Annotated in this window: 10 protein-coding genes and 1 pseudogene; 3 read left to right on the forward strand and 8 right to left on the reverse strand. The window is 65.1% G+C overall.

What is annotated here, in order from left to right; all coding sequences use genetic code 11:
• Positions 1 to 164: 164 nt before the first annotated feature.
• The 3 genes from ACXYMW_RS19430 to ACXYMW_RS19440 form a co-directional block, all read right to left on the reverse strand.
• On the reverse strand, positions 165 to 806 hold the full coding sequence (locus ACXYMW_RS19430; RefSeq protein ID WP_459036984.1) for a transmembrane anchor protein: 642 nt from the start codon (positions 804 to 806) through the stop codon (positions 165 to 167).
• Positions 807 to 825: 19 nt separating this feature from the next.
• Positions 826 to 1,530: a HupE/UreJ family protein gene (locus ACXYMW_RS19435; RefSeq protein ID WP_459036985.1), complete on the reverse strand. Its 705-nt coding sequence runs from the start codon at positions 1,528 to 1,530 to the stop codon at positions 826 to 828.
• An 80-nt stretch (positions 1,531 to 1,610) separates the two neighbouring features.
• Entirely contained in the window at positions 1,611 to 1,964 is a 354-nt protein-coding gene (locus ACXYMW_RS19440) for a hypothetical protein (RefSeq protein WP_459036986.1), read from the reverse strand.
• Positions 1,965 to 2,046: 82 nt separating this feature from the next.
• Here ACXYMW_RS19440 and ACXYMW_RS19445 point away from each other — a divergent pair, with 82 nt between their 5' ends.
• Both ACXYMW_RS19445 and ACXYMW_RS19450 read left to right on the forward strand, forming a co-directional pair.
• Positions 2,047 to 2,307, forward strand: a complete 261-nt coding sequence (locus ACXYMW_RS19445; RefSeq protein ID WP_459036987.1) for a metal-sensing transcriptional repressor — start codon at positions 2,047 to 2,049, stop codon at positions 2,305 to 2,307.
• A gap of 9 nt (positions 2,308 to 2,316) precedes the next feature.
• The gene (locus tag ACXYMW_RS19450) at positions 2,317 to 3,639 is read left to right on the forward strand and encodes an MFS transporter (protein ID WP_459036988.1); all 1,323 of its coding nucleotides are present in this window, start codon (positions 2,317 to 2,319) and stop codon (positions 3,637 to 3,639) included.
• Positions 3,640 to 3,642: 3 nt separating this feature from the next.
• On the opposite strand, the gene chrA is transcribed toward ACXYMW_RS19450, so the two are convergent.
• The 5 genes from chrA to ACXYMW_RS19475 form a co-directional block, all read right to left on the reverse strand.
• Entirely contained in the window at positions 3,643 to 4,992 is a 1,350-nt protein-coding gene (gene chrA, locus ACXYMW_RS19455) for a chromate efflux transporter (protein ID WP_459036989.1), read from the reverse strand.
• Positions 4,989 to 5,462, reverse strand: a complete 474-nt coding sequence (locus ACXYMW_RS19460; RefSeq protein ID WP_459036990.1) for a chromate resistance protein ChrB domain-containing protein — start codon at positions 5,460 to 5,462, stop codon at positions 4,989 to 4,991. Before ACXYMW_RS19460 ends, chrA begins: the two co-directional genes overlap by 4 nt.
• A 163-nt stretch (positions 5,463 to 5,625) precedes the next feature.
• Entirely contained in the window at positions 5,626 to 6,603 is a 978-nt protein-coding gene (locus ACXYMW_RS19465; protein WP_459036991.1) for a hypothetical protein, read from the reverse strand.
• Between the two features lie 183 nt (positions 6,604 to 6,786).
• The gene (locus tag ACXYMW_RS19470; protein ID WP_459036992.1) at positions 6,787 to 7,194 is read right to left on the reverse strand and encodes a TIGR02594 family protein; all 408 of its coding nucleotides are present in this window, start codon (positions 7,192 to 7,194) and stop codon (positions 6,787 to 6,789) included.
• On the reverse strand, positions 7,131 to 7,490 hold the full coding sequence (locus tag ACXYMW_RS19475; protein WP_459036993.1) for a peptidoglycan-binding domain-containing protein: 360 nt from the start codon (positions 7,488 to 7,490) through the stop codon (positions 7,131 to 7,133). Before ACXYMW_RS19475 ends, ACXYMW_RS19470 begins: the two co-directional genes overlap by 64 nt.
• 571 nt (positions 7,491 to 8,061) lie before the next feature.
• Between ACXYMW_RS19475 and ACXYMW_RS19480 the strand changes: the two are divergent.
• A pseudogene (locus tag ACXYMW_RS19480) lies at positions 8,062 to 8,562 on the forward strand (IS256 family transposase); the annotation flags it as partial.
• Positions 8,563 to 8,705 lie beyond the last annotated feature (143 nt).

The following is an 8,705-nucleotide window of genomic DNA, read 5'->3' on the forward strand; positions in this document are numbered from 1 at the left end:
AACAGCTGCGCCGGAGCCTCCTGCCTGCCCATCATCTCGAAATCCCCCCATCCCCTCAGGATTGAGTGAATCGAAGGACTTGCCGCGCTGCAACACAGACTTTTTCAACAGCATCGGCGGAGAACTGCCGTTCGCCGCAGAGCGCCCGAACGGCAGCAGCGAGCTCAGCTTGCGTCCTTGAATTCGGCGTATTCGCCGCGCACTCGGACCGTCACGGTGACGTCTGAGCTGTCCCGGTTGCGCCAGAACCAGCCGTGCTCGCCATCGAACTCGGCGACGATCTCCCCCTCGGAGCCGGTCGAGCCGCGGCCCTTCTCGTAGGTCACGGAATTGCCGTTGCCGTGGCCATGCAGGTCGAAGTTGACCCGGCCGCCCTCGACGAGCACGCGGTATTCCGCCGTCTGGCCCTCTTCCATAACGAGCTTCCACTCTGCGGAGTCGCCCGGGGCCAGGGTGAAGGTGGTCTCGTCGCGCCATTCCTCGGGAGCCTCGGCCGCGCCGGCCTCCTGGGCGTAGGCGGCGCCCACGAAGAGGCCGAGCAAGCCGTTCAGGAGGCTCGACTGCTCCTCGATGGCCATGTCCATCCGGCGGTCGGCCTCGGCCTCCTCGGCGAGCTGGGTCTTGATCTCGCCCATCTCGGCGAGCCCGATCGCACGGCCGACGCCGGTGGGGTCGATGCCGTATTCGGCCGGCAGCACCACGGTAACGAGGATCGCCACGGCCGAGGCGCCCGCGATCAGCGTCGAGCGGAGGAGCTGCTTCGAGCTCGGGAGCTGGTCGAGGCTGGGTTTCTCTGCGTTGAACATGTTTCTGTCTCCGGTCGGGTCAGGCGGCCAGGAAGAGGCCGGTGAGCTGGTAGCCCACGAGGATGAAGCCGGCCGCCATCATGACGACGTTGGCGGTGTAGGCCTGGGCGAAGAAGCGCGGCGAGCGCCGCCAGTAGCCCATGACGATGAGGATGACGGCGAGGGCCATGAGCTGGCCCAGCTCGACGCCGACATTGAAGGCCAGGAGATTGGCCAAGAGCCCGTCAGAGGCGATGTCGTAGTCGAGAATCTTGGTGGCGAGGCCGGTGCCGTGGAAGAAGCCGAAGATCAGCGTCGCGATCTTGGTGTTCGGCTGCATTCCGAACCAGCGCTGGTAGGCGCCGAGGTTGTCGAGCGCCTTGTAGACCACCGAGAGGCCGATGATGGCGTCGATGACATAGGCGTTGACGCCCCAGCCGAACCAAACGCCGAGCAGCATCGTGGTCGAATGCCCGAGGGCGAAGAGGCTGACATAGATGCCGACCTCGCGCATCCGGTAGAGGAAGAAGACGACGCCGAGCAGGAACAGGATGTGGTCGTAGCCGGTCACCATGTGCTTGGCGCCGAGATACATGAAGGGGATGATGTTCACCCCCCAGATCTCCTGGATGTAGCCGGCATCGCCCTCGGTGACGTTGTGGGCCGCGGCATCACCCGCGCTGAGCGCCAGCGCCGCGAGGGCAAGAAGATACGGCAGGGCCGCCCGGGCCGCGCCGGGTGCCACCGATCCCGGTGGGATGTGGTCATGGAATGGTCTCCGTTGTAGGTGTCCGATCGTGGGGCGCGCCGTGCGGCGCGCAGCGATCAGACGCGCGGAGGTCGCTCGATCCGGTGCACCGGCCAGGGCCCGGCATCGGCCCTTTCGGGGCGCCGGATGTCCCAGTATCCCGCGAAGGGCTGGGCGATCCGGCCCGCCACCAGGATGGCCTGGCTGTGATCGTGATCGGCGGCGTCGTGGCCATGGCCGTGCAGCGCCCGGGCGAGCTCCTCCTCGAGCCCGTGCGCATGACCGTGGTCGGCGATCATCGCGGCATGGTCCTGGATGGTCTCGAAGATCACCGGTGCATGGAACACGGCCGGCATCAGCGACCAGACCACGAGGGCCAGGCAGAGGAACGCCGCGAACAGGCTCCGTGCTGTGCCCCCTGCCGTCGTCATCGATGCCGCCGTCCGCTCGCCTTTCCTGCGGCCCCTGTCGGGCCGTCTTGTCCAATCCCCCCAGGGGGGATAGCCTCAACCTATGATACGCGCACCCGCCCATGCAAGCCACGCCAAGATCGCAGCCCGGCTGAAACGCGCCGAGGGCCACCTCCGCTCGGTCATCGCGATGATCGAGGATGGCAAGCCCTGTGTCGATGTTGCCCAACAATTGCAGGCCGTGGAGAGCGCCATCGCCAATGCGAAGCGTGCCCTGATCCACGATCACATGGACCATTGCCTCGATTCCGATGGGTCCGAGGCCGACCGGGCCGAGCTCAAGGTCCTCACCCGCTATCTCTGAGAGGCGCCCATGCTGTCCGTGCTCGCCGACCGCAGCTACCGCCACCTGTTCCTCGCCCAGGTGGCTGCCCTGCTCGGCACCGGGCTCGCCACCGTGGCGCTGGGGCTGCTGGCCTTCGACCTGGCCGGCGAGCGGGCCGGGCTGGTGCTGGGCACGATCTTCACCATCAAGATGCTGGCCTATGTGGGCGTGGCCCCGATCGCCGGCGCCTTGGCCGACCGGGTGCCGCGCCGCGCCATGCTGGTGGCGCTCGATCTGGTGCGCGCGGGGGTGGCGCTGGCGCTGCCCTTCGTGACCGAGGCCTGGCAGGTCTACGGGCTGATATTCCTGCTGCAATCCGCGTCGGCCGCCTTCACGCCGACCTTCCAGGCGACGATCCCCGACGTGCTGCCCGAGGAGGAGCGCTACACCCGCGCGCTGTCGTTGTCGCGGCTGGCCTACGACCTCGAGACCATCGCCAGCCCGCTGCTGGCGGCGCTGCTGCTGGCGGTGCTGTCCTACGACGCGCTGTTTCTCGGCACCGTGGCCGGTTTCCTCGCTTCGGCGGCGCTGGTCGTGTCGGTGGTGCTGCCGCGCCCGGCGCCCTCCGCGGCGCGCGGCCTGCCGAACCGCTGGTCCCGCGGCCTCCGTATCTACCTCGCGACGCCGCGCCTGCGCGGTCTCCTGGCGCTGAACCTCGCCGCGGCCGCGGCGGGCGCGATGGTGCTGGTGAACACGGTGGTGCTGGTGCGCGGCGCGCTGGGCCTGCCCGAAAGTGCGCTGGCCTGGACCCTGGGCGCCTTCGGGACCGGCTCCATGCTGGCGGCGCTCGCCTTGCCGAGGCTGCTCGACCGGGTGCCGGACCGCCCGGTCATGCTGGCCGGGGCCTCGGCGCTCACCGCCACGCTGGCGCTGCTCGCCGGCGCCATCCTCGCCGTCGGCCTGTCCTGGCCGCTGCTGCTCGGGGCATGGCTCATGGCCGGGGCGGGCTACTCGGCGGTGCTGACCCCGTCGGGGCGGCTGCTGCGGCGCTCGGCGCATCCCGAGGACCGCCCGGCGGTCTTCGCCGCGCAATTCGCGCTCAGCCATGCCTGCTGGCTCGTCGCCTATCCGCTGGCGGGCCTGCTGATGACCGTGAGCGCGGCACCGACGACGCTGCTCGGCCTCGCCCTGCTGGCCGCTTGCGGGATCGGCGCCGCCGTCCGGTTCTGGCCCGCCGACGCCCCGGAAACGCCGGAACATCGGCACGACAGCCTGCCGGCCGACCATCCGCATCTTGCCGAGCATGGCGGCGCACGCCTGCATGCCCATCCGCTGGTGATCGACCGGCTGCACCCGCACTGGCCGGCCTGAGGCTCAGCCGGCGAAGCGCCAGAGCGCGCCGGCCAGCGCCGCGGCCAGCAGGACCGGCAGCACCCCGGCCCGGAACCGGAACAGCGCGATGGCCGCCGCCAGCGCGATGAGCGCGGCCACCGGCTGGAGGCTCGCCGGCACCGGCAGGTCGAGGTCGAGCGGGCCGGCTGTCAGCGCGGCCTGGCGGGCGAACAGCGAATGCACGCCGAACCAGACCGCGAGGTTCAGGATCACGCCCACGATCGCCGCGGTGATCGCCGAGAGAGCGCCCGACAGCGCCGCATTGCCGCGCAGCCGCTCGATATGCGGCGCCCCGAGGAAGATCCACAGGAAGGACGGCACGAAGGTCACCCAGGTCACCAGGATCGAGGCCAGCACCGCTGCCAGCCACGGATCGAGCGCGCCGGGGTCGCGGAACGCGGCGAGAAAGCCCACGAACTGCACGACCTGGATCAGCGGGCCCGGCGTGGTCTCGGCCATGCCGAGCCCGTCGAGCATCTCGGCGGGGCTGAGCCAGCCGAAGGTCTCGACCGCGGCCTGGGCGACATAGGCCAGCACCGCGTAGGCGCCGCCGAAGGTCACCACCGCCATCTGGCTGAAGAACAGCGCCATCCGCGCGAAGGTGTCGTCGGCGCCCAGCAGCGCCAGCAGCGCGGCCACCGGCACCAGCCACAGCGCCAGGCAGACCAGCGCCGGGCGGAGGGTCGCCGCGCCGCGCCGCGCATGGGCCGGGATCTCGGTGCCGAGCCACGACTCCGCGTCGCTGAGCCCGTCCTTGGCGCCGCCATGGCCGCCAGCCGCGAAGGGCGCGTGGCCGCGCCGCGCGGCGAGCCAGCCGGTCAGCCCGGCCGCGACCACGATCACCGGGAACGGCACCGCGAAGACGTGGATGGCGAGAAACGCCGCGGCCGCGAGCAGCAGCGCCGCGCGGCTGCGCAGCGCGCGGCCGCCGATCCGCCAGACCGCCTGCACCACCACCGCGAGGACCGCGGCCTTCAGCCCGAGAAACGCCCCCTCGATCGCCGGCACCGCGCCCCAGCGCACATAGACGAGGCTGAGCGCGAGGATGGCGAGGAAGCCCGGCAGCACGAAGAGCGCCCCGGCCACGACGCCGCCCTTGGTGCGGTGCAGCAGCCAGCCGAGATAGATCGCGAGCTGCTGGGCCTCGGGGCCCGGCAGCAGCATGCAGAAGTTCAGGGCGCTCAGGAACCGCCCCTCGCCGACCCAGCGCTTCTCGTCGACGATTATGCGGTGCATGACGGCGATCTGCCCGGCCGGCCCGCCGAAGGACAGCGCGGCGACCCGCGCCCAGGCGCGCACCGCCTCGGCGAAGGGGATCTCGGACCGGCTCATGACCGGGCTCTGTTCGTCGGCCAATTGTGCGTCTCGTCGGTGGCGTCGCGGCACCAGCGGTAGAAGGCGTCGTAGAGCAGCAGGCCGGCCTCCATCTGTGCATTGTCGTCGGCATACATCCGCGACAGCCCGAGCGAGGCGGCGAGCAGGCCCGGCGCCTCCGGCGCAAGCTCCGGCCGGGCGGTATCCGCGCCGCGCACGATCTGCGCGGTGACGCCGAGAGACCGGAGCATCGCCGCGCAGCCCTCGCTGAGTGCATGCCCTTCCGCGCAGATGACGACGGCCGGCCGGTCACCCAGGCGGGGGATCCAGTCCGCGACCGCTTCGAGCGGCCTGCGGACCGCGCCGGGGACGAGGCGGGGATCGGCGGAGAAATCCTCCTCTATGCGAAAGTCGATCAGATGCGGCGTGTCGGCTCGCCCGATCAGGCGAAACAGCTTGTCGGGGGAGATGGAAGTAGGGTTCGGCATGGCGCGCGTCCTCAAGCGAGAGTTGGACGCGATGCTCGAGCCGGAGCGCAAGTGGTTACCTCAAGACACCGAACGGAAAACCTCTTTATTTTCGGCAGACTCGGCTCGGAAACAGATGGGATCAACAAAGTTCGACGGGCGCTCGGCATGTCTCGCACGCCTTTCATGAAACAATTTCAATGAACTCGTCATCATGCGCCAGATCTGCAAGGTCATCATCAGGGCCGCGAGGGTTCGAAATCCTTTTCAACTCGCTTTTAAACCGGGCGTTGAGCATCACCGCCCGGCGCGCCGCCTGCAGCGCCTCCTGACGGGCTTGATCTTTCTCTTTCGTGTCGCCATTACGTTTTAGCTCACTAACCTTTTGCCCAAACGCGGCGGCCCGGAGAAACCAGAAATTGGGATCCTCCGTCGCGAGCGTCCCCAGTAGCGAGTCCGATATTTCGATTGCGCGCTTGTAGCCGTCTTCTTTATATAGAAGCCGATTCATTAGCGCTACGGCTTCCGCACTATATATCCTACCCGTTGTAGTAATTGTCTTTGCTTCGGGCACCTGGTCCCCGAGGTCCTTGGCAATATTCAGAACACGGTTTTCAGTATCTTGGGGAAGGCCGTTCCTGAGCTTCCTCTCTTCGTCTGCCATGACTGAAGCAAGCTTGAGGCGGGTTATAAGATACATCGCGAGAAAGCCCGCAGTGAATCCAACTACAAGCAGCAGAGTTCCGACTACCGGAAGAAACGAGGCCCCGCCTCCAGCATGACCGGAAAACATTTGTAAGTAGGCGCTATACTTCGCAAAAAAACCGAATATCTCGGAGGCGTTTATTAGCGCGACGCCCACAATCATGGTTGTAAGCCAATCCGAAATCTTCTCCAGGTTTGAGTTTGTTTGCAGAAGATTTGCGCCCACGTCTTTGCCCGTTGAACGGATTGCATGCGCCGCGTTTTCGCTAGCCACCTCCGGCGACGACAAGATCCTCGGAACCGAGAAAAGAAATCCGAGGAAAACACCCGCGGATACGCCGGTGGCGAAGGATATAAAGCTTACGCCGATTGCGCCCATGGCTCCCTTTTGTAATGCTAGAATGACTGCAAGCGAGAAGACCGCCGCAGTTGATAGGGCGATAACGTTCGGCTGCAAACCCCGCGGCAAGTATGCCCCGACTGGCGTATGAAGCGAGCTTGTTTTTAACATTTGGTCCTCCCAACCTAGGCTCGCACCGGCGTCAGGCTAGCTCACGTTGCGATGCAGGTGGTCTACATTAAGTACTGATACAATGATGATCGGCGCGGCCCGCGGCTGAGGCAGACGACCTGGATATGCTTATTCCTCATTATTGGATACTGGAGCTTCTGCAGTTCCGAGATTTCGCCGTCCTTCAGGAAGGCCGGCGGTTACGGGCCAGCGAGACGCGATTAGTCTTATTCGATCAACTCTCATTAAGTTAACAGAGTTAGACTGGTTTCCGCCCAAAACATGGTAGTAGTTTACATCTTCAGCGAAATAGAAGCCCACGTGCCCCTGCCAGCCATCCTTTTGGCCCCTATAGAACACTAATACGCATCCAAGCTGAGGGTCGCACGGCATTCCGAAATGCCTCCAATTCTTTGCCCCAAGGGGATTGGAGGGTATGGGTTCGTCACCTAGCGCTGTTGCAATGCAATGCCCTACGAACAGTCCGCACCATGGTATGTCATCATCGGCGTAGTCGATGTCGAGGGTGGCCGCCATCGAAAGAATTTCCTTGGCGGATTTTTTCCCGCTATTTCCTTGGTACCAATTAGGCGTTTTGCTTCGTAGAACCACGGAAGGTCATCGAACTTAGGGACGGCGCCAGGCTCGGGGTCACCAAACAACGCAGTTCTTGTTTTCGGGCCTATTATTCCATCCGCAACCAAACCTTTTGAATCTTGAAACCGTTTTATAGCGGAAACAGTTTTACGGCCCCTGTAGCCGTCAATTTCGCCCGGGTTGAAGCCTAGCTTCATCAACCTGAGTTGAACTTTCGCCCAGTAATCAGAATCCATGAGATTCGCCCAATTAGAAAATATTATGTCGGGAGGGTTGGGCGAAATCATCTAGATCGCCCCGTAATAGAATCGGCCCACTTCACCAGTTTATTTGCGAGGGCAGCGAAGTAAATAGAAATTTTTTTGTTACAATATAGTTGTTCGATGGGGCTAGTTAACTCCCGCCCTTCGGTAGGCGCACGCATCACCGAGGGGCGTTACCCGGCTCGAAAGTTGTCGCATCCGCGGGGTTAGAACTCCCCTTGGGCCTTGAAGGGAAGGTCAGGATGGCTTCGGCGAAGCGAGAAAAGGTTCAGAAAAATGACCGGTAATGAAGCAGGTCCTCTAAGTGCCCGGGGAAACCGGTTCTGGAGCCGGAGCAGCATATGCGTTCCGGTCCCACCCCGTCGGACGCCAGTGCGGGAGGAACTCGAATTCGCTGCAGAGGGTTTGCCTCATCTTTAGAGGTCCGCAGTTCCATGGTGACGATCTTGTCGCTTCCGTCGACGGACCGGTGGCGGCCCATCGGCCTATGCGTCGGTCAGTTGTGCATTCCGCTGCCTTTGGGTGCCACGAGGGAGTCGGGTACCGGGCCGGGAACGTGGAGCTTCGCACCCCGAAGCTGCGGACGGGCAGCTACTTCCCATCCCTCCTCGAGCCGCACCGGGCCGTGGAGAAGGCGCTGACGGCGGTCATCCAAGAAGCCTATGTCCATGGCGTCTCGACGCGCGCGATGGACGATCTCGTGCAGGCGATGGGCAGGACCGGCATCTCCAAGGGCCAGATCAGTCGGTTGTGCGAGGAGATCGACGAACGGGTAGACGCCTTACTGAGCCGGCCCATCGAGGGCGAGTGGCCCTATCTCTGGATCGACGCCACCTACCTGAAGGTCCGTTAGGGCGGTCGCATCGTGTCCGTCGCCGCTACCATCGCGGTAGGCGTCAACACCGACGGCCGCCGCGAGGTGCTCGGCATGGCCATCGGTCCCTCCGAGGCGAAACCGTTCTGGACCGAGTTCCTGCGCGGCCTGGTGCGACGCGGCCTGACCGGCGTAAAGCTGGTGATCAGCGACGCGCACGAGGGCATCAAGTGGCCTGCCCCTATCGGGTGGTGAACTGCCCCCCATTTCGACCGGACAGCCTGGCATGACCATGGAAGGCTCAAGCCTGTGCTTGGGGACATGCTTATGCCCAACGACAGACCCACCCGCATTGAGGTGATCACCGGCGTTGC

The organism is Roseivivax sp. CAU 1761, from assembly GCF_054482755.1.